The sequence below is a fragment of the Pelagirhabdus alkalitolerans genome (assembly GCF_900096905.1).
Taxonomy (GTDB): domain Bacteria; phylum Bacillota; class Bacilli; order Bacillales; family Amphibacillaceae; genus Pelagirhabdus; species Pelagirhabdus alkalitolerans.
Genome location: NZ_FMYI01000016.1, coordinates 1 through 19,680 on the forward strand (window position 1 = coordinate 1; position 19,680 = coordinate 19,680).

At 36.3% G+C, this 19,680-nt stretch carries 19 protein-coding genes; 3 read left to right on the forward strand and 16 right to left on the reverse strand.

Going from position 1 to position 19,680, the window contains the following annotated elements; translation table 11 throughout:
- Positions 1–105 precede the first annotated feature (105 nt).
- The 5 genes from BLR62_RS12120 to BLR62_RS12140 form a co-directional block, all read right to left on the reverse strand.
- Complete coding sequence (locus BLR62_RS12120) at positions 106–1,005, reverse strand: glycine betaine ABC transporter substrate-binding protein (RefSeq protein ID WP_090797352.1); 900 nt, start codon at positions 1,003–1,005, stop codon at positions 106–108.
- A 33-nt stretch (positions 1,006–1,038) separates the two neighbouring features.
- On the reverse strand, positions 1,039–1,947 hold the full coding sequence (locus BLR62_RS12125) for a glycine betaine ABC transporter substrate-binding protein (RefSeq protein WP_245719468.1): 909 nt from the start codon (positions 1,945–1,947) through the stop codon (positions 1,039–1,041).
- Positions 1,948–2,025: 78 nt separating this feature from the next.
- Positions 2,026–2,931 carry a glycine betaine ABC transporter substrate-binding protein gene (locus tag BLR62_RS12130; protein WP_090797354.1) on the reverse strand — a complete coding sequence of 302 codons (906 nt, stop codon included), beginning with the start codon at positions 2,929–2,931 and terminating at the stop codon, positions 2,026–2,028.
- A gap of 75 nt (positions 2,932–3,006) precedes the next feature.
- Positions 3,007–3,846 carry an ABC transporter permease gene (locus BLR62_RS12135; protein WP_090797356.1) on the reverse strand — a complete coding sequence of 280 codons (840 nt, stop codon included), beginning with the start codon at positions 3,844–3,846 and terminating at the stop codon, positions 3,007–3,009.
- Positions 3,839–5,035 carry a quaternary amine ABC transporter ATP-binding protein gene (locus BLR62_RS12140; RefSeq protein ID WP_090797358.1) on the reverse strand — a complete coding sequence of 399 codons (1,197 nt, stop codon included), beginning with the start codon at positions 5,033–5,035 and terminating at the stop codon, positions 3,839–3,841. Before BLR62_RS12140 ends, BLR62_RS12135 begins: the two co-directional genes overlap by 8 nt.
- Positions 5,036–5,383: 348 nt before the next feature.
- Here BLR62_RS12140 and BLR62_RS12145 point away from each other — a divergent pair, with 348 nt between their 5' ends.
- Positions 5,384–5,872 carry a GbsR/MarR family transcriptional regulator gene (locus tag BLR62_RS12145; protein WP_090797361.1) on the forward strand — a complete coding sequence of 163 codons (489 nt, stop codon included), beginning with the start codon at positions 5,384–5,386 and terminating at the stop codon, positions 5,870–5,872.
- Positions 5,873–5,940: 68 nt separating this feature from the next.
- Here BLR62_RS12145 and BLR62_RS12150 read toward each other — a convergent pair whose 3' ends face one another.
- On the reverse strand, positions 5,941–6,027 hold the full coding sequence (locus tag BLR62_RS12150; protein ID WP_090797363.1) for a YjcZ family sporulation protein: 87 nt from the start codon (positions 6,025–6,027) through the stop codon (positions 5,941–5,943).
- 202 nt (positions 6,028–6,229) lie between these two features.
- On the opposite strand from BLR62_RS12150, the gene BLR62_RS12155 reads away from it, so the two are divergent.
- Complete coding sequence (locus tag BLR62_RS12155; RefSeq protein ID WP_090797365.1) at positions 6,230–7,114, forward strand: peptidylprolyl isomerase; 885 nt, start codon at positions 6,230–6,232, stop codon at positions 7,112–7,114.
- A gap of 113 nt (positions 7,115–7,227) precedes the next feature.
- Entirely contained in the window at positions 7,228–8,448 is a 1,221-nt protein-coding gene (locus tag BLR62_RS12160) for an HD domain-containing protein (protein WP_090797367.1), read from the forward strand.
- 57 nt (positions 8,449–8,505) lie between these two features.
- Here BLR62_RS12160 and BLR62_RS12165 read toward each other — a convergent pair whose 3' ends face one another.
- The 10 genes from BLR62_RS12165 to BLR62_RS12210 form a co-directional block, all read right to left on the reverse strand.
- On the reverse strand, positions 8,506–9,069 hold the full coding sequence (locus BLR62_RS12165; protein ID WP_090797369.1) for a GbsR/MarR family transcriptional regulator: 564 nt from the start codon (positions 9,067–9,069) through the stop codon (positions 8,506–8,508).
- A gap of 63 nt (positions 9,070–9,132) precedes the next feature.
- On the reverse strand, positions 9,133–12,060 hold the full coding sequence (locus BLR62_RS12170) for an ATP-binding protein (RefSeq protein ID WP_090797372.1): 2,928 nt from the start codon (positions 12,058–12,060) through the stop codon (positions 9,133–9,135).
- A complete protein-coding gene (locus tag BLR62_RS12175; RefSeq protein WP_090797375.1) occupies positions 12,047–13,273 on the reverse strand; it encodes a metallophosphoesterase family protein in 1,227 nt (408 codons plus the stop codon). The genes BLR62_RS12170 and BLR62_RS12175 overlap by 14 nt, the downstream gene beginning before the upstream one ends.
- Before the next feature lie 171 nt (positions 13,274–13,444).
- The gene (locus BLR62_RS12180) at positions 13,445–14,710 is read right to left on the reverse strand and encodes an ABC transporter permease (protein ID WP_090797376.1); all 1,266 of its coding nucleotides are present in this window, start codon (positions 14,708–14,710) and stop codon (positions 13,445–13,447) included.
- Positions 14,703–15,602, reverse strand: coding sequence for an ABC transporter ATP-binding protein (locus BLR62_RS12185; protein WP_090797379.1), 900 nt, complete (start codon positions 15,600–15,602; stop codon positions 14,703–14,705). Before BLR62_RS12185 ends, BLR62_RS12180 begins: the two co-directional genes overlap by 8 nt.
- Positions 15,603–15,823: 221 nt before the next feature.
- Complete coding sequence (locus BLR62_RS12190) at positions 15,824–16,081, reverse strand: HPr family phosphocarrier protein (RefSeq protein WP_090797381.1); 258 nt, start codon at positions 16,079–16,081, stop codon at positions 15,824–15,826.
- A gap of 89 nt (positions 16,082–16,170) precedes the next feature.
- The gene (whiA, locus tag BLR62_RS12195) at positions 16,171–17,136 is read right to left on the reverse strand and encodes a DNA-binding protein WhiA (RefSeq protein WP_090797384.1); all 966 of its coding nucleotides are present in this window, start codon (positions 17,134–17,136) and stop codon (positions 16,171–16,173) included.
- Between the two features lie 16 nt (positions 17,137–17,152).
- A complete protein-coding gene (locus BLR62_RS12200; protein ID WP_090797386.1) occupies positions 17,153–18,124 on the reverse strand; it encodes a gluconeogenesis factor YvcK family protein in 972 nt (323 codons plus the stop codon).
- 3 nt (positions 18,125–18,127) lie between these two features.
- Positions 18,128–19,009 carry an RNase adapter RapZ gene (rapZ, locus tag BLR62_RS12205; RefSeq protein ID WP_090797388.1) on the reverse strand — a complete coding sequence of 294 codons (882 nt, stop codon included), beginning with the start codon at positions 19,007–19,009 and terminating at the stop codon, positions 18,128–18,130.
- A 30-nt stretch (positions 19,010–19,039) separates the two neighbouring features.
- Positions 19,040–19,510: an 8-oxo-dGTP diphosphatase gene (locus BLR62_RS12210; RefSeq protein ID WP_245719469.1), complete on the reverse strand. Its 471-nt coding sequence runs from the start codon at positions 19,508–19,510 to the stop codon at positions 19,040–19,042.
- Positions 19,511–19,680: the final 170 nt, after the last annotated feature.

Below are 19,680 nucleotides of genomic sequence, written 5' to 3' on the forward strand. Positions count from 1 at the left end.
TTTATTCTACAGGGAAACTCACTTGTTTTCTATATTCAAACGAAAAATGACGTTAGTGAGTTTTTTATCTCACCAACGTCATTAATTGTACAACCTGTTTTATGACTATTCAACGGGTTCTAGATCTTCAATTGAGTCAATATCCATATACTCAGGAACAACTAACCCTATTCGAGCACCTTCCAAGTTTGGACCGAGGTCAACAATATCATCTGCATGCTCATCATATAAGTGACCTTGTGTAATTGGTAACCATGGTGCAACAGACCCATCGGCATCTCCTGTTGCTAATGACTGGAACACAACAGCTGGATCAACAGGCGTTTCTGTCACATCATAACCAACCTCAGTTAAAATATGTGACATGACGGCTGCTGAGGCTAACTCTGAATCCCACGGCATTAACGCAAGCTCGAACGATTCACCATCAACTTGATCAACACCTTCAAGCCATTCATCAACTTGATCACGATTTTCTTCTATCCAAATACTAGCTGCTTCCTCGTATTCGATTTCATCTTCATAATTCATTAACATTAACTGTTCCATATCTTCAACTTCCCATTCAAATCGATCTAGAACAGTGAAGGCTTCGGGCATGTCCTCTTCTAATCCCTCACGTACAATCGTGTGGATATACTCGACACCACCAAAAGCTTCTTCTGGGTCATCTAAATATTTCAGATCATAACGAGCAAATTTCCAGTGAGGTGTCCATCCAACCACAACGATCGGCTCTTCAGCATCAATTGCATTACCTAATTCAGTCAGCATACCTGCAGTTGATGACTCTTCCAACTCATATTCTGATAAATTATCATACGTATTGATCGCCTGTTCAGTCGATTCCATAGCACCTGCACCTGGTTCAATTCCTGTAAGTGTATAATCAATGGCTGCACCAGTACCTTCAACTTGATCATCATCTGTGCCACATCCAACTAAACCAACTAAGGCGATTAATATTAAGATACTCATAAAATAAAAATTTTTGAATGTTTTCATTAGTTTCTCCCCCTCTAGCTAAATAACTAGTGACTATTCAACGGGTTCTAGATCTTCAATTGAGTCAATATCTACATACTCAGGAACAACAAATCCAATTCGTGCTCCTTCTAAGTTTGCACCTAATTCATCAATCTCACCTTCATGTTGTGTTAAAAATGCTTCGTGTGTAGCAGGTAACCAAGCAGCTGCAGATGCATCTGCATCTCCTGTTGCTAATGCCTGGAACATAACTGATGGATCAACTGGTGTTATTTCTACATCATAACCTTGACGTGTTAGTACTTCTGCTACAACGGCAGCAGATGCACGTTCTGTATCCCAAGGTGTGGCAACAAGTTCAATTGCATCACCATCAACCATATCAACGCCGTCAGTCCACTCTTCAACCATTGATTCATTATCTGCAATCCAATCGTTCGCTGCCTCTTCAAATGACATATCTTCTTCTGCTGTCAAAAGCATAACATACTCCATATCCTCTGGTTCCCAGTAAAAACGATCTAAAATTGTATAGGCTTCTGGCATATCTTCTGATAGTTCAAGTCGAGTTAACGTATGGATTTCCTCTAAGCCACCAAACGTTTCTTTAGGATCTTCTAAAAACTTTAAATCATGCATCGCGAATTTCCAATGCGGTGTCCATCCTGTTACAATAACAGGTTCCTCATCTGCAATCGCACTATTTAAAGCTGAGATCATCGCAGCTGTTGATGCTTCTTCTAATTCGTAACCATCTAAATTATCGTATTCCTCTAAAGTATTAGCTGCTAAGTCCATCGTACCTGCCCCTGGTTCAATACCAGTAATCGTATAATCAACCGCAGCTCCTATTTGATCATCATCTGCATCTTCCGTTCCACAAGCTGAAAGGGTTAAAATACCGATCAGCATAACAAGCGATACATAAATAAGTGAACGCATCGTTTTATTGTCTGACATTTTTTGTCATTCCTTTCTATTTTTGATAATAGTAAAGCTATCTTTATATTAAAGATAGCTTTACCAAATGGTATTTAATTATTCTGCTGCTTCTAACCATCCGTCAACCGTGTCACGGTTAGCTTCAATCCAGTTAGCTGCTGCTTCTTCAGGTGTAGCACCTTCAGATACTTCTAGCATAACTTCTTCCATATCTTCTGCTTCCCAATAGAAAGCATCTAAGATTTGGTATGCTGCTGGGCTATCTTCTTCTAAGCCTTCGCGTACCATTGTTTCGATTACTTCAGCTTCACCGAATGAACCTTCTGGATCATCTAAATACTTAAGATCGTATTCAGCGAATTTCCAGTGAGGCGTCCAACCTGTAACAACAATTGGCTCTTCGTTTTCGTATGCTTGTCCTAGAGCTGTTGCCATTGCACCACTTGATGATGTTTCAACAGTCCAGTCATCTAGACCATAATCTTCTACAGCTTGTTCAGCTGCTTGTACAACACCAGCACCTGGCTCAATACCAGTAATCGTGCCGTTAAACTCATCAGTATAGTCTGCTAAATCTTCAATAGAGTTAACATCTTCCATATATTCTGGAACAACAGCACCGATTTTAGCGCCTTCTAAGTTCTCACCAAGTTCAACTAAATCAGCTGAATACTCATCATAAAGATCACCGTGAGTTCCTGGTAACCAAGCTGCTACCATACCGTCAGCATCTCCACTTGCTACTGCTTCCCACATAATCGCGTTATCGATTGGTGTAGCATCTACATCATATCCTGCTTCTTCTAAAACTTGTGCAATAACGTTAGTTGATGCGATTTCTGAATCCCACTCAACATATACAAGTTCTAAACTATCGTCTCCTAAGTCTAGTCCGTTCTCAGCTGCTTCATCGTCAGCTGCTTCATCGCCACATGCTGCAAGAACAAGTGTTAATGAAAGAACTAGCATTAAGCCTAAGTGCTTCCATGTTAATTTAAACATTAAATAAGTCTCCCCTTTTTCGTTTTTTTATTTATGGTCAACATTCCTAAAAAGAAATGTGTCCAACACTAATTATTACTTGCTTTTGTTAAGGTTTTGAGTGAAGCGGTCCATAATGATCGCTAAAATAACGATTGAGATACCCGCAACGAAACCTGGTCCTGCTTGTGCACGTTGTAATGCTGATAGTACAGGACGTCCTAAACCTGGTGCACCGATCATCGATGCAATTACAACCATTGACAAGGATAACATAACTGTCTGGTTAATACCAGCCATAATGGTTCCTTTTGCCATAGGCAGTTCTAATTTAAATAATCGTTGTGTACCCGTTGAACCGAATGCTTCTGATGCTTCCACAAGCTCTTTTGGCACTTGACGAATACCTAAGTTTGTAAAACGTACCGTTGGTGGTGTTGCGAAAATAAGTGATGCGAATACACCCGGTACCATACCAATACTAAAGAATGCAACAGCCGGAATTAAGTAAACAAAGGCTGGCATCGTCTGCATAAAGTCAAGTACTGGCAAGAGAATCGTTTCTGCAAGTTTACTTTTTGACATTAGAATACCAATCGGTACCCCAACAATAACAGATAAAACACTAGCAATTAAAACAAGTGTAAATGTAAACATGAGTTCTTCCCAAAGACCTTGGTTATAAATTACAAGCAAACCAACAATTGAAAATGTTGCTAGTCCAAATTTACGATTGGTTAAGAAAAATGCTGCCACCGCTACAATAATAATGATGATAATGGGTGGAACACTAGCTAATTGACTAGCTGACCACGACATAAAGTCACCAAATTGGTTACGGATCGGGTTGAAAATAAATGAGAATGTACTCGTAATCCAATCAACAATCCAATCCACCCAACTTGCTAATGGAATTTCTGGAATAAAATCAAACATTGACATGCACCTCGCTTTCACCAGCTAAGGCTGCTAGAACAGTACCTCTGATGATAATACCTACTAATTTTTCATTGTCAACAACTGCAATTGGAACGGGTGAATCATGAATCATTTCAAACAGTTCCTGCATAGGCTTGTCTCGCCCTACAGTTGGGACGTCAGTTTTGATAATTTCTTTCAGATCACGAATTTCTTTCTTACGTGCATCAGACGCATCATCAGCTGTGATGTAACCTTTCAAGTTACGATCAGCATCTACAACATAAATGCTAGAAAGACCTTCTTCACGCATTCTTTCAAGCGCTACCCTTGGCCCATGCTTATCGATATTAACAGTTTCTGGTCGAACCATAATGTTTTCAGCTGTTAAGACCTTAGAACGGTCAACATCTTCAACAAATCGTTCAACATAATCGTTCGCTGGTTTCATTAGAATATCTTCAGCTGTACCGATCTGAACAATTGAACCGTCTTTCATTAACGCAATTCGATCACCGATTCTTAGTGCTTCATCTAAATCGTGCGTAATGAAAATGATTGTTTTCTTCATTTTTTGTTGAAGATCTAATAATTCATCTTGCATATCTTTACGAATTAATGGGTCAAGTGCTGAGAAAGCCTCATCCATTAACAACACTTCAGGATCGTTTGCTAACGCACGGGCTAAACCAACACGTTGTTGCATACCACCTGATAATTGACTAGGATACTGATTAATGTAATCGCCTAATCCAACAAGGTCGAGTGCTTCCTTTGCTTTTTCAGCACGTTCAGACTTTTCAATCCCTTGAACTTCTAAGCCGTATTCAGCATTTTGTAAAATCGTTCGGAAAGGAAATAACCCGAAGTTTTGGAATACCATACTTAATTTCTTACGACGAACTTCACGAAGATCATCTTGATTCATTTTCGCTAAATCTTCGCCATCGATTGTGACACTTCCTTCTGTTGGTTCAATCAAACGATTAATCAAACGAATTAATGTTGATTTACCACTACCTGAAAGTCCCATAATAACGAATACTTCACCCTGCTCAACTTCAAAGGATGCACGGTTTACACCGACAGTATCGCCTGTTTGTTTTAAAATTTCATCTTTTTTCTTACCATCATCTAAAAGCTTTAATGATTGCTTTACATTTTTACCAAAAACTTTTGATAAGCCTTTGACTTCTATGACTGGCATTTCGTTCACCTCTCTTATTTCTAATAATTATGATTGTTTAAACATTTATCTATACCCCGGTAGGATCTAAATAAACATTTTTCGACCATTTGATAATGTAACATAATAAGACCGCAAAAAGCTACTTTATAACTATACCCTTTCAGCCATCAATTATTCAAACAATAAATTCGACTATTTTTGCGCAAAAAAATTCGTACAGTTTAAACTGTACGAACTAAATAAGTTTATACTTAAAATAACTCGTTTATGCTCTTTTTTTCAACCGAATCAATCATTTCCAATTTTAGAAAGACTTGTGTAAGGTTAACATAGAGGCGTGATGACGATGTGAAAGGAGTGTACAGAATGGTTAACAACACCACTATTACCGATACGTTAATTGATGAATTCTCAAAAACAATTGAACTGTTTAACCTTTCTAGAACGGATGCTAGGCTATTCACAGTCCTTTATTTAAACGATCAACCGATGACAATGGACGAAATGGCTCAGGCAATCGGAAAAAGTAAAACGTCTGTTAATACAAGTATTAAAACATTGTCTGATCTGAATTTAACAAAACAAGTTTGGCAAAAAGGGTTTAGAAAAGATCTTTATACAACAGATGAAGACATTTTCCAACGGTTTATGAATGCTTATTTAGACCGGTGGATTGCACATACCCAGTTTCAACGTGATAATTTAACAACTGTAGAAAAGCAAACAGAAAAACGTCCTCAAGGAGAATTAATTGAAGCAAAAATTGATAAGATGATCCAATTTCACTTATTAATCGAAAAAACATTTAAAACGATCAAAGATGATTTAGATTCAATTGAGTCGTCTAATGTATAACTAAAATCTATATAAATAATGATTCAATCAAAACGATGGGAAAAGCATAAGCTCTTCCCATCGTTTTATTAAACCCAAGCAGCACCGACAATGATTAATAAAATAAATAACACAACGATCAAACTAAAGCTTCCATAATATTTCTGTTGACACATAAAGATGCACCTCCTTTATTTGCTGTCACCTTACTATATGGGTTTCTCAATAAAAAGCGTGGGCGAATTGAACAAAGAAAAAACTCTATGTGTAAAATGCTAGGAATTTTCAAGTAAGCGATTTATTTATACACGATCTATGGTATATTATTAATTGTGATAAATTTATAGACAATTGTCTGAACAAATAGGAGTGTTATTAATGAAGAAATTAGCCACATTTGCAACCATTGCTGTTGGTTTAGTTGGTTTAACAGCATGCAGTAATGGAGATCCAGAAGTCGTAGTTGAGACCGAACAAGGTGACATAACGCAAGAAGAATTTTATGAAGAGTTAAAAAGCACATCAGGTTCTGATGTTTTGTACACAATGGTGTATTCTAAGGTTTTAGAAGATCGATATGAAATTGAAGAATCAGAAGTTGATCATCAAATTGATGAATTAAAAGCCCAATTCGGTGAACAATTTGATATGTTCTTACAACAGTACGGTTATCAGGATGAAGATGATTATCGAGATGATTTAAGATTAAATTTATTAGAAGTTGAAGCAATGATTGAAGAAATTGAAATTACAGATGAAGAAATTGAAGCATACTATGAATCAGTAAGCAGAGAGCTTGAAGCTAGACATATTTTAGTTGAAGATGAAGAGTTAGCAGATGATTTACATGAGCAATTAATGAACGATGCTGATTTTGCTACATTAGCTGAAGAACATTCAACTGATCCTGGTTCTGCTGCTGAGGGTGGATCACTCGGTTACTTTACTGAAGGTGATATGGTTGAACCTTTTGAAGAAGCAGCCTTTAACTTAGAAATTGATGAAATTTCAGCCCCTGTACAGTCAGAATTTGGTTGGCACATTATTCAAGTGACGGATTCTCGAGAAGCGGACATGGAACCTCTAGATGAAGTTCGCCCACGTATCCGCCGTGAATTAGCCCTCGATCAGATTGATGAACAAACGACAATCGAAAAAAGACAACAATTGTTAGATGAAGCTAATGTTGACGTTAAAATCGAGGAATTCGAATCTATTTTCGAAGCAGCACCTATGCCTGATGAGATGGACATGCTGCCTTAATAAAATTAAGTTGAATTGACATAAATCTAAAAGACGAATGATGAAGCAGAAATCAATCATTCGTCTTTTTCATTTCAATAAGTCTTCACTATGACATTTTAAGGAGGAAAACTGTGAAACTTCAATCAAGTCATTTCTTTGACCAAATTAAAATTGATCGTGACATTGATGATCAATTTGTATCAACGATTTTATCTGAATTTAAACCTACTCAAAAAACGGACGATACAGATCTTTTTTCAATAGACGAGCTAGAGCCAGGCGCTAAAATTCAAAAAGATCTTTTACTAAATGATTATGAAGTAAAACAGACTAAAACAAATAAACAGTTTCTTCGTTTATCTTTTAGCCATGTTAGCGGAATGGTTCAAGCAAAGATGTGGGATAATCAAGGAGCTGTTGAAAAAAACACACCATTATTAGAAAAACATGCCCTATTTACAGTCGAAGGGGTAGTGGATGAGTTTAATGGTTTTAAATCTCTTACCGTTAATCGACTCACCCCTCTAACAAATGATCAAGATCCTTTTACGCTTTTGCCTTCAATGAATGATGACTCTGAATCTTTAACAATTGAGTTATTTCATTACTTTGATACGTTAAATGAACCTTATAAATCCATTTGTTATCAGACGATGAGACGTTTCTGGCATGATTTTAGGATTGTTCCAGCGGCAAAAGGCTTTCATCATAATTATCTTGGTGGACTTTTAAAGCATACTGTCGGCTTAATGAGAATAGCTCATTTCATTACACATTTTGAAAAAGGACATGTCGAAGCACTACTGACGTTGATCCATACCGTTGAAAAATATCATAAGAAAGAGCTATATAGTCATTTTCAAACGGATGTAGGAAAACTTAATCAATCTGTATTCTCAGATACCATTGATCATTTATACCGGATGACCAAAGAAGTCATGAAATTAGAGCCATCTAAACCTGACTTTGATCAACTTATAACAGCCATCCTCTTTCATGATCTTGGTAAAATGTTGGAATATGACCATGCAGGAAAATCATATGATGCCTTTCGTTTTCTTTATCCAACAGCGTCTTCTGATCATTCATCTAAACAAGGTGGTATACAGATGGATCCATACGGTGTGATGATCGGCCATATTCCATATGGTGTCCTACTCTTTACAAAACTATTAGAAAAAGAAGAGATTGAACTTTCTCTTGGTTCAATTCATGAAATTAGTCACATGATTCTTGCACACCACGGGCTACCTGAGTGGGGATCAGCTGTTAAAAAGCCTCAAACAATCAATAGCTACTTAATTCATATTGTTGATTACTTAGACAGTCGGTATGACAATGTAACTTCTTAATATAAAAACCCGCCTATTTTACATAATTATGTAAAATAGGCGGGTTATCTATACAATTTATGACGATTCTGTGCCTTCTTCTTTTGGTATATAGTCAAATATCTCACCGGATTCTACTACTTGAATGAATCGCATCAACCATCGATAATAATTTTGAGCATAGCGTAGTTTATCAATATCTTGATCAATTTTTTCCTGAAGTACGGGGTCTTCTGTCTGCTCCTTTACTCGTGTTAGCTTTTCGATCGTTTCATCAGCTTCTTCAATATTTGTTTCTGTATGCTGACGCCATCTATTACCAAATAATGACGTGAATGATTTATACCAATCCTCTTCAGATTTATATAAATCTTTTCTAACCCCTTTTCTAAAAGAAGGCTCAACCATTTTCATATCCGCCAAAGAGCGGACACCTGTTGACATACTTGTCTTACTCATTTCAAGAGCATCTCGCATCTCATCAAGGGTCATCGCATCTTCATTAAAATACAAAGTTCCATATAACCGTCCTACTGAGGGCGTAATACCGTATAAACTCATATTTTTAGCGATCACCTGAATAAACTGATCAACCGTTTCTTCTTTCTTCTTCCAATTATCTGATTCCGACCGATTTGTCACTTACAAAACCTCCGCCTTCTTGAATAAATAAGAATAAGTGAGTGAATAACAATTATAATTCTATTATAATGTCATATATTTTTCCTCTGTCGTCAATCCCTGATTTATAAAAAACGCATCTTTTTTTGTAAAGATAATGAGCTGATGGTCTTTTGCAAAGTCTTTTAAAATTTTTTTCAACTCAGAAAGACGACTATTATCATAATGAACAAAACTATCATCCATTATAAACGGTAATTGAACATGTTTACTTAGCCATCTGCTAATCGATAACCTGAGTGCGGTGTATAATTGATCTTTTGTGCCTTGAGAAAGTTTCATCAGCTCATAACTCAAGCCATCAAATCGAGTAACAGCTAACTGTTGATTGGCTGTATCAAAATATACCGTGTCATATCGTTCTTGAGTTAATTGTTGAAAATACACACTTGCTTCTTCCAATACGTCTGGTAGGTAATGCGTCTGAAAATGCAGCTTCGTTTCTTCAATTTTATTTAACGCAATTTGATACGTTAACCACTCTTTAGCTTTTTCTTTAAATTGACTTTTTAAATAATAGAAATCATGTTTATCATCAATCGTCGCTTTTGATTGTTCCAGTTGTTTAAGTTTCGATTGCTCATCAAATAACTGATCTTTAATCTGATATATGTCATCTTGGATATTTTGATAGCAGTGTGTCCATTCGTTAATCTTTTGTTCAAGTTCCGTTAAAGACATGAATTGTCCATTTTTAATCTTCGCTTGCTCAGCCTCCGAAAGGTAATACTCTATTGTCTGTTGTGCTTGTGTTAACGCTCCTTTCAAATCACGATAGGCGATCACTTCATTCATTTGATTTATAAATTGATCCCGATTTTTAACACTTACACGATGATATAAAGAAGCGATTTCCTCATGATAAGGACGTAGTTTGCTTTGCCATTCGTTCCACTCTTCACTATCTTCAGAAATGCCCCGTTTTATACTATCGATTTGATTTCTCAAATGCATTTGTTCGGTATAAAGTGTCGACAACTCCATTAATTGGTTTGAAAAAGAATCATGTGAATTCTTTATATGAGAAGCAAACACATCTTTAATCTCTGATTGAAACTCATTAATTTCTATTTCAAGTGAATCTTTTTTAATTAGCTGCTTTTTATATTCTCTAACTTGCTGTATTAATTCTTTTAAGTCTTCATACATCCTCCCCCAGTATGTGGGGTCAACCGTCAATAAGAAAGGGAACTGTTGCTGGTATGCTTCAATTTGTTTTTGGAAACGATCTCTTTGTGCTTCAAGTCGATCTAACTGATCAAGAACACGTAACTGTTCATCTTGATTTCGCTTTAAACTTTGCTCAAGTAACATGTATTGATCACGCATTTGATCATGATTCGTTAATGCCTCTAAAATACTTTCTTTTCGATTGATTCGATCATACTCGGTCTGATCTGATAAATGATGATTAATATCAGCGTTTGCGTCTTTTTTTAAGTTAGAAACATAGATGAAAATTTGTCCTATAACAATTGCAAAAAGACCGAACCCATTAAGATACCAACCACCGGTTCCGGTTGCGGATAATATAATCATGATGATACCGACACCCGACATAGCAAATGGGATGTAACCTTTCTTTAAAAGAAAATGAGATTCACTTTTTTCAAGGGAATCACGAGTATATAAAAGTTGATCCAAATGCGATAATTCCTGTTGATAATGATCCTTTTTCCGGTCTGACAAAATAGCCGGTTCTAATTGCTCTCGCTTAGATAATAACTCCTTCTCTTCATCAATTAAATTGGCTCGTCTTTTGCCCAATTGATCGATCTCTTGCTGAATAGGTGTGAAGTGGTTTTGCAACGTATCCCAATCTTCTTTAATCGTGTGATTTAATGAAAGACTCTCGATCTCATCATATGAATCGTTTATACTCATATTCAATCGTTTTGTTTCTATCTCTTGCTGTACATGGTTTATCTTCTGATCCAGCTGGTATATCTCTTGAGTGTACTGCTGATTTTTTTTCATCATCTCATGAATACCTGTCAATTTCCGGTACTGTTTCTCGTTTATTAACTTTTGATTAAGTACATCTAACTCGCGTTGTTGCCTTTTTATTCGATCTGACAAAACTGTTATATGTTCATAAATGGGATCCGTATGTTCTTCGAGTTCGATTAGTCGATCTTTTAAATCAACAGGGATTTCTTCGTCAACTTTATACTTAGATAATTGATCCTGTGTTACCAGATACTTTTCGATCTCAGGATAAAGACGATGCATTTCTTTTAAGTCGTTTAATCGTTTTAAGGTTTGTTCACTTTTCTCTTGTTTAGACGACAATGACATCTTCAAGTTGCGAAGTGAATCATTCAGTTCATAATAGTTCTCTAATTCATATTTTGATTGATTCAATTGAGATGATTTTGTTTTTAACTCTTCCATCATTTGATTCAGACGTGGTTTTCTGCCTGAGGGTTTAAATTGATCTTGTAGAAATGATCTCAACTTTTTTTCGGCTTGATAAATACGATCAGATCCTGTCATTCCAACACTTAAAAGCATTTCCCCTAATTCATCTTGAGTGAGATGTTGATATGCTTGAATGGATAATGCATCAAAGTTAAACACACGATGAAACAAACTGACGTCTATATGGTTAAGTTGAGCATGCAACCATTCTGGGGCAACTTTTTGGTTATATTCATCCATTATAGTAGGGTTAGATGGATTCGGAGATGAATAACGTTCGACAGTGTAAAGTGCACCCTGATCATCCACTATCCTCAATCGTCCACCAACAGTGCCCCCATTTTCCGGTATAAATGGGTACGTCTCTTTTTTAGACAAACCAAACAGTACAAAGGTGATAAATTGACGTATCGTCGATTTACCCCCTTCATTATCTCCCGAAATATATACGATTGAAGCGTTATTAAAATCGAGCGAATAATCATTCCATTTACCAAAACGATCTATATAAAGCGCACTAATTCTCATCATGTTCCCCTCCTAACAAATGAAATAGTGCCAGTGACTCTGCTTCTTTTTGGATTGATTCTTTCTCTTTATCATCCATTGCATCTAAATATTTTCTTGCTTGTGGATGGCGCCACAATGGTTTAGCTTCTTGTTCCCAATCGATATCTTGCATGGCTTGTTTCAACTGTTGTATGAATGGATCACTAACCGCTTCACTTAATACATTCGAATGTTCAATCATTATTTTTTCAATCCAACGCCAGTTCGTTTGATTTGCAAAAGTATCATTTAACACAGCTATTAAGTCCGAAAGTGCGCCTTCGTAGTAAGCATCTCTAACGATTTCAGGTGTATTTTCTAAATATAAAGTGATGATCGTTGACTCACCTTCTAGAACATTAATTTCTTGCTCAATTAATTGATAAAGATCATCGAGTCTTTCACAACCTTTTGAATTGATTTCAATTGTTTGAAAGCGAACGGTGTTTAATTTGTGAAAGGATAACGTAAAATCATGATCCATTTGCTCAACTAAATAACAACCTTTTGAACCTGATTCTTTTCGAGAACGACCTTGAATGTTGCCAGGATAAACGATATGTGGATTATCATGGAGTTCCATTCGCTTGTGAATATGACCAAGTGCCCAATAATCAAACCCTTTATTGATCAATTCTTCTTTTGAAAATGGCGCATAATGATCGTGGTCTTCTGATTGCTTGGCACTCCCATGCAACATCCCAATTTGATATCCACCACTTGATGTAGGTATATATTCATCTGTTTTGTTCTCCCAAACTGCTTGGTTTATGTAGCTAAAGCCATGAATCGTTGCTAGAATGTCATGATCTTTATAATGATCAACTGACTCAACGGACTCTTTATTAAAAACATGTACATTTTCAGGCAACTGAAATTGTGATTGCTCCACTTGTGTATAGTCATGATTCCCATATGATAGATATACATTTATACCGGCTGAATCGAGCCTCTGGCATGCCTGTTTGAATTGCATTTGAGCATAAACACTTTGAATGGTTTCATCAAAAATGTCACCGACCATGAGTACAAAATCAACATCTTCTTTAATTGCCAAATCAATTAAATGATCCAAAGCATTAAATGTTGATTGTTTAAGTGTTTGATATAAATCATTTGGCAAATTAGATAAACCTTTAAAAGGACTGTCTAAATGTAAGTCAGCTGCATGAATAAATTTAAGTGATGATTTCATAGAACACCTCTAAATCATTTAATAATCTTATTTTATCAAACATAGGTAACGAATGCACGTTCGCTAATAATTGATTGTTAGACATATCTAACAATCACCATGACTTAAATCCATCCAACAAAAACAAGCTCACCTCTAGTTGAGATGAACTTGTTTACTTTATCGAACGTTTTAATCTTTTTTACTCATCGTAAGTGCTCGTTTAAAGTCTTTCAACGACGTTCCTTTTCCATACATTAAGACACCACCACGATAAACTCTCGCTCCAATTACGGCTAAGATGCCAATACTTAAGATGAGAATCCCAATACTTAGACCGATTTCCCAAATAGGGACTTCTAAGAGCCCTACTCTTAAAAACATCACAAGTGGTGAGAAAAATGGAATGAACGATGTGATCGTAATGACAGATGATTCTGGTAAATTGATCCCGAACATTGATAACATAAATGCCGCAACAATTAATAAAATGACCGGCATCATTAGCTGATTGACTTCTTCCATTCGACTCACCAATGAACCTAGCATCGCTGAGAGCGTTGCATATAAAAAGTAACCGAGTAAGAAAAAGACAACCGCATACACATAAGTTGAAACCGGCACATCTTGGAAACCGAAGACTTCAAAGAATCCACCGACTAATTCATCTTGTTGGGATTCAATCGTGTAAAAACCTACAAGGATAAATAAACCAATTTGTGTTAAACCGAGTAAACCAATCCCGATAATTTTAGCGAACATTTGACCAACAGGTGATGAACTTGAAATTAAAATTTCCATCACACGAGACGATTTTTCGTTTGCAATATCCATCGCAATCATATTGCCGTATGTAATAACAGCAAAGTAAAGCACAAATAACATCACATAGACAAGACCTCTTGCTACACTAAGTTCTTCCTGAGATCTAGCAGTCGTACCATCATCAGATTCAATCGGAACAGTTTCAAACATCACAGGTTCATATATTTCTTCAAGAATTTCTTGATCGATTCCTGCCGCTTCCGTTGCCCACAATGTTCTCACTTGCTGAAGTGCATTCATAAGCTGGTCTTGAACGGATTGATTAATTAATTGATCTGTATAATAATTAGCAACAAAATAACTTTCATCATCAGGTCTGATCATTAAAAAACCTTCGTATTCTTCATCTAAAACAGCCGATTGACCTTCTTCTAAACCTTCATCAAAGGCTTCAAGTTCAAATGGTGCACCACTTTCTTCAATAAATAGCTCAAGTTCATCAAACGTTTGGTCTGTTTCATCTTGAACAGCTACAACTTGCGTTTCATCATCGCCTTCAAACCAAGAAAAAATGACATCTAGTTGACCAGCCAACAATATAAAACCCATAAATAGAGCCGTTGTAATTAAAAATGATTTCGATTTCAAACGCGTCATGTACGATTGCGACAATACAACCCAAAATTTACGCATATGACTCACCTACTTTCTCAATGAAAATATCATTAAGTGATGGCTCTTCTAAAGCAAATTTTCGAACAAATCCTTTACCTTGTATCACATTCAACAATGTTTGTGAGACATCCTCGCTCTCAACTTGCAATACACAACCTTCGGGAATCTCACGGTAACCTAGGACGCCCGATTCATTTTCTAGAAACTTCAGATCAAATTCTGCATGAATGATTAAATTTTTCTTTCCAAATGAACGCTTAACTTCTTTTAAAGACCCGTGTACAATTGGTTTACCTTTCTGCATGATACATAGGTACTCACACAGCTCTTCTACCGTTCCCATTTGATGGGATGAAAACACGATTGTTGTTCCTTGCTCTTTTAATTGGATCACCGCTTTTTTTAACAGTTCGACATTAACGGGATCGAGTCCTGAAAAAGGTTCGTCTAAAATTAAAAGTTTAGGTTCGTGAATCACTGCGGAAATAAATTGGATCTTTTGTTGATTCCCTTTCGATAATTCTTCTACTTTCTTATCTAAGTATTCTGTAATATTAAAACGTTCTAACCATTGGTTTAAAGCTGAAAGAATCGATGATTTATCCATACCACGTAAGCGGCCTAAATAAATGATCTGATCTTTTACTTTTAATTTCGGATATAAGCCCCTTTCCTCTGGTAAATAACCAATTTGATCCGTTCTACTGTAATCAATCGGTTCACCGTGCCAATTAATGTTACCTTCCGTTGCATCGATCAAACCTAGAATCATTCGAAACGTCGTTGTTTTCCCAGCGCCATTCGAGCCTAAAAACCCAAAAATTTGCTTTTCTGGTATCTCTATACTCAACTCATCAACAGCTGTAAATTGACCAAATCGCTTCGTTACTTGATCTATTTTAAGTGTCATACACATTCACTTCCTCTCACTCTTTTTTAGTTCCAACATATGCCAACAAAGATTATTTTATATGATTTCGAACCTTTACTCAATCCTTTTTTCAAAAGTTTCAAAGATTAGAACATCGTTTTTATTTCTCAACTTTCGAAAAAAAGTAACACCTAGTTTTTAGGTGTTACTTTTTTATTCCATCTTTATCTTAGGTTGTATAATCTCAATGATGATTTCTTTTATTCTTCTTTAGATAAAAATTCGGTCAGTGCGTCGACTGCTTCTTCTGCATCTCCACCGTCACTTAAAAGTGTCACTTCATCACCTTTTGCCACTGCTAAACTAAGCAGTCCCATAATGCTTTTCGCATTAATGCGACGGTTTCCTTTTTCCAAGAAAACTTCGGCTGCATATTGATTGGCAGTTTGAACGAATTCTGAAGCAGGTCCTGATTGTAAACCAGGTTCAACGTTGACAACAACTGATTTTTCCACCATGACTGAAAAACTCCCTTCAATTAAAGACTCAAACTATAAAAGTGTATGTTTTCATATACCCTTCTATACCCATAGTGGAAACCTTTATTTTACGATTCTTTTAATGTTGTCTCAATCAACTCAGGGTTTTGTCTAATTTGGTCAGCGAATTGATCAATTTTTTTCAAACGATGATTAATCCCAGATTTACTGATTTTCGCACCACTAACCAATTCTCCAAGCTCTTTTAAGGAAACATCTTGATGTTGCACCCTTAGTCTGGCAATTTCTTGAAGTTTATCAGGAAGTTCTTCGATCCCAACTGTTTTTTCAATAAACTTAATATTTTCAACCTGTCTGAACGCTGCACCAATTGTTTTGTTTAAATTAGCGGTTTCGCAATTGACTAATCGATTTACAGAATTTCTCATATCTCGCATAATACGCACATCCTCAAATTTCAATAGCGCTTGATGTGCACCCGTATAATTCAAAAACTCTGTAATTTTTTCCGCTTCTTTTATATATGAAATATAGCCATTACGTCTTTCTAAAATACGAGCGTGTAAATTAAATTCATTCATCAAATTACACAGTGATTCGTTGTGCTCTTGATAAGCATTCGCAATTTCTAAATGATAAGATGATGTTTCCGGGTTATTAATCGATCCACCAGCTAAAAAGGCACCTCTTAAATAAGCCCGTTTACAACAATCATTTTTTAAATAATGACTTGATATCGTACGAACAAATGAAAATGGCTCGCTTAATATATCTAATTCTTCTAATATTTTTTTAACACCTTCTTCAATACGCACAATATAGACATTATTTTTCTTTAACTTCATCTTTTTTCGAACTAATAATTTAATAGCTGGATCATATAAAAACTTAATCAGCGTATAAATACGCCTAGCAATCGCTGCATTTTCAGTCTGAACATCTAGTATATATGTCATCTTTGATAAAGAAATAGCACCATTCATCCGAATTAAAGCCGATAGTTCTGCTTCATCACAACATGGATTATTCTTTATTTGTGTCATTTCCTTTTTGATCTCAGAAGCAAAAGACATCTTTATCACATCCTTCTTAGTCCTCTTTTGTCACATCGACTAATGAACAAAGTAAGTCACTTACTTTACTTGTATCATGACGAAGGCGCGTTTGGCGTTCGTCAATAATGTCTGCCTCAATAATCGTCATGCCTAATTGTTCAAGACGTTCTCGATCATATTCGACTGGATCGGCATTTTCTTCGGCATACTTTTCGCGCATTTCTTCGGTTATCTCTTTGTTATGAACTAATATTTTATCAATACACCCTTCGCCTACATGATCAATAATTGCTTGAGCATGATCGGATGCCGTATAATTTTTCGTTTCACCTGCTTGTGTCATAACATTGCATACATAAACCACTTTCCCCTTCACTTCTCGAAGTGCATCTGCAATTTCAGGTACCACTAAGTTAGGTAAAGTTGACGTATATAAACTTCCTGGCGAAATCACAACAAGATCCGATTCACGCACAGCCTTCATGGCATCAGGGAGTGGTTCAACAACTTCAGGTTCAACAAAAACACGTTTGATCGGCTTATCAGCTAGTGGAATATTCGATTCACCAACAATAATTTCGCCGTCTGCCATCTCAGCATGCAAAAATAAATTTTGATTTGCGACCGGATAAATATTACCTTTCACATTAAATATTTTACCGATTTCTTTAATACCATTATAAAAATCACCCGTCACAGACGTCATGGCTGCGAGAATTAAATTCCCCATCGAATGTCCTGAGAGGCCATTACCATTGGTAAACCGGTGCTGAAATAATTGCTCCATCATCGGTTCTACCTCTGCTAAAGCAGCAATCACATTTCGGATATCACCAGGAGCTGGCATTGACATTTCAGTTCGAAGTCTACCTGAACTTCCACCATCATCGGCGACCGTGACGATAGCAGACAAATCAATCGGATATTGTTTAAGTCCACGCAATAAAACAGGCATACCTGTTCCACCGCCTAGAACAGTGACTTTTTTTTCGTCTAAAGATTCCATACATTAATGTCCCTTTCTTTTGTCAATGTCTCGGTGGGCAACATGTGTGTTGTATTGCGTTTTATAATAGTCAGCAATATACTCACTTAAGGCAACAGAGCGATGCTGTCCGCCTGTACAGCCAATCGCGATTACCAGTTGCGCTTTTCCTTCTTTTTTATACTGAGGAATCATAAAGGTGAGTAAGTCCATTAATTTTTCAAGAAATTTTTGTGTTTCCGTCCATTTGAATACATAATCAGATACTTCTTTTGTTTTTCCTGTTAGGGGTTGTAAATGATCAACATAATGGGGATTAGGTAAAAAACGCACATCAAAAACTAGGTCGGCATCAATCGGCATCCCGTACTTAAAACCAAACGATAGCGTATGGACAGAGAATATTTTTTGTTCTTCTTCTCCATACTTCCCTATAATTTTGTCACGTAATTCTTTAGGTTTTAAATTTGTTGTATCAATAAAGTGTTGCGCTCTCCCTCTCAACTCACTCAGCATTTGACGTTCCTGCTCGATTCCCTCAAGTGGTAATCCCAGTGGAGCAAGCGGGTGTTGACGTCTTGTTTCTTTATATCGTGATACTAATTTTTTATCTTGTGCATCTAAAAATAAAATATGTTCATTCACCCAATCATTTTCTGTTAACTGATCGAGTGCTTGGAATAATGAATCAAAAAATTCACGTCCTCTTAAATCCATAACAAGTGCCACTTTTTGAATGGAATTGTTGGCATCTTTCATTAACTCTAAAAACTTAGGCAATAAAGCTGGAGGCAAGTTGTCCACGCAATAGTAACCCAAATCTTCAAAACTTTGAACAGCCACCGTTTTGCCTGCTCCTGACATTCCCGTTATAATAACTAAGCGCGTTTCTGTTTCTGTCGTCATCACGATCCGTCCTTTCCCCTAAAAGCTAACTCATCCTAATCGATAATCAATCAACTGATCTTTTGAGTCTAGATCAAAACTTGCATATAGTGGTTGTTCTTTTTTGAATACGTAATCGTGAATAAAACGATCACTTGGGGCTGTTGGAATGGTTGATAATTGATCGATATGTATCCACTCCAAAATGCCTTCTGGAGATTTTTCAATCATTTGACCTGAAAAATGTTTCGTTTTAAAAGTAAACATCATCCATTCATCTTTCGGGTGTGAAGCAGATTCCTTAGTCATCGTTGCCACACTACACAGTTCAGGAGATTTTATCTGTAAACCTGTTTCTTCATAAACTTCTCGAATGACAGCTTCTTTTACCGATTCAGAATATTCCATCTTCCCTCCTGGCATCGCATACCAGCCGTATCGTGGTTTTTTTAATAATAAAACATAATTACCATCTATAATTAAACAATTCGTTACACGTTGCAAACTATTCACTCTCTTCATTTTTTATCAACCTACATTATACTATACGTATCATGTACTGACTAGTAAACAACTTGTATTCTAATTAAACAAAAAAGGTTCTAAGTCAAATGTTGGGGTGAGCTAACGCTCACTCCTTATTTTTTTATGCAATTCGGATCTTCACATCTTTATATTGATGATACAATAAA

What these genes read in the sequence shown, in the direction of transcription:
- BLR62_RS12200 (WP_090797386.1), bottom strand. Translation starts at nt 18,124, where the DNA reads ATGGAATCTTTAGACGAAAAAAAAGTCACTGTTCTAGGCGGTGGAACA.
- BLR62_RS12190 (WP_090797381.1), bottom strand. Translation starts at nt 16,081, where the DNA reads ATGGTGGAAAAATCAGTTGTTGTCAACGTTGAACCTGGTTTACAATCA.
- BLR62_RS12135 (WP_090797356.1), bottom strand. Translation starts at nt 3,846, where the DNA reads ATGTTTGATTTTATTCCAGAAATTCCATTAGCAAGTTGGGTGGATTGG.
- BLR62_RS12150 (WP_090797363.1), bottom strand. Translation starts at nt 6,027, where the DNA reads ATGTGTCAACAGAAATATTATGGAAGCTTTAGTTTGATCGTTGTGTTA.
- BLR62_RS12145 (WP_090797361.1), top strand. Translation starts at nt 5,384, where the DNA reads ATGGTTAACAACACCACTATTACCGATACGTTAATTGATGAATTCTCA.
- BLR62_RS12170 (WP_090797372.1), bottom strand. Translation starts at nt 12,060, where the DNA reads ATGATGAGAATTAGTGCGCTTTATATAGATCGTTTTGGTAAATGGAAT.
- whiA (WP_090797384.1), bottom strand. Translation starts at nt 17,136, where the DNA reads ATGTCTTTTGCTTCTGAGATCAAAAAGGAAATGACACAAATAAAGAAT.
- BLR62_RS12155 (WP_090797365.1), top strand. Translation starts at nt 6,230, where the DNA reads ATGAAGAAATTAGCCACATTTGCAACCATTGCTGTTGGTTTAGTTGGT.
- BLR62_RS12185 (WP_090797379.1), bottom strand. Translation starts at nt 15,602, where the DNA reads ATGACACTTAAAATAGATCAAGTAACGAAGCGATTTGGTCAATTTACA.
- BLR62_RS12210 (WP_245719469.1), bottom strand. Translation starts at nt 19,510, where the DNA reads ATGAAGAGAGTGAATAGTTTGCAACGTGTAACGAATTGTTTAATTATA.
- rapZ (WP_090797388.1), bottom strand. Translation starts at nt 19,009, where the DNA reads ATGACGACAGAAACAGAAACGCGCTTAGTTATTATAACGGGAATGTCA.
- BLR62_RS12130 (WP_090797354.1), bottom strand. Translation starts at nt 2,931, where the DNA reads ATGTTTAAATTAACATGGAAGCACTTAGGCTTAATGCTAGTTCTTTCA.
- BLR62_RS12125 (WP_245719468.1), bottom strand. Translation starts at nt 1,947, where the DNA reads ATGTCAGACAATAAAACGATGCGTTCACTTATTTATGTATCGCTTGTT.
- BLR62_RS12120 (WP_090797352.1), bottom strand. Translation starts at nt 1,005, where the DNA reads ATGAAAACATTCAAAAATTTTTATTTTATGAGTATCTTAATATTAATC.
- BLR62_RS12140 (WP_090797358.1), bottom strand. Translation starts at nt 5,035, where the DNA reads ATGCCAGTCATAGAAGTCAAAGGCTTATCAAAAGTTTTTGGTAAAAAT.
- BLR62_RS12180 (WP_090797376.1), bottom strand. Translation starts at nt 14,710, where the DNA reads ATGCGTAAATTTTGGGTTGTATTGTCGCAATCGTACATGACGCGTTTG.
- BLR62_RS12175 (WP_090797375.1), bottom strand. Translation starts at nt 13,273, where the DNA reads ATGAAATCATCACTTAAATTTATTCATGCAGCTGACTTACATTTAGAC.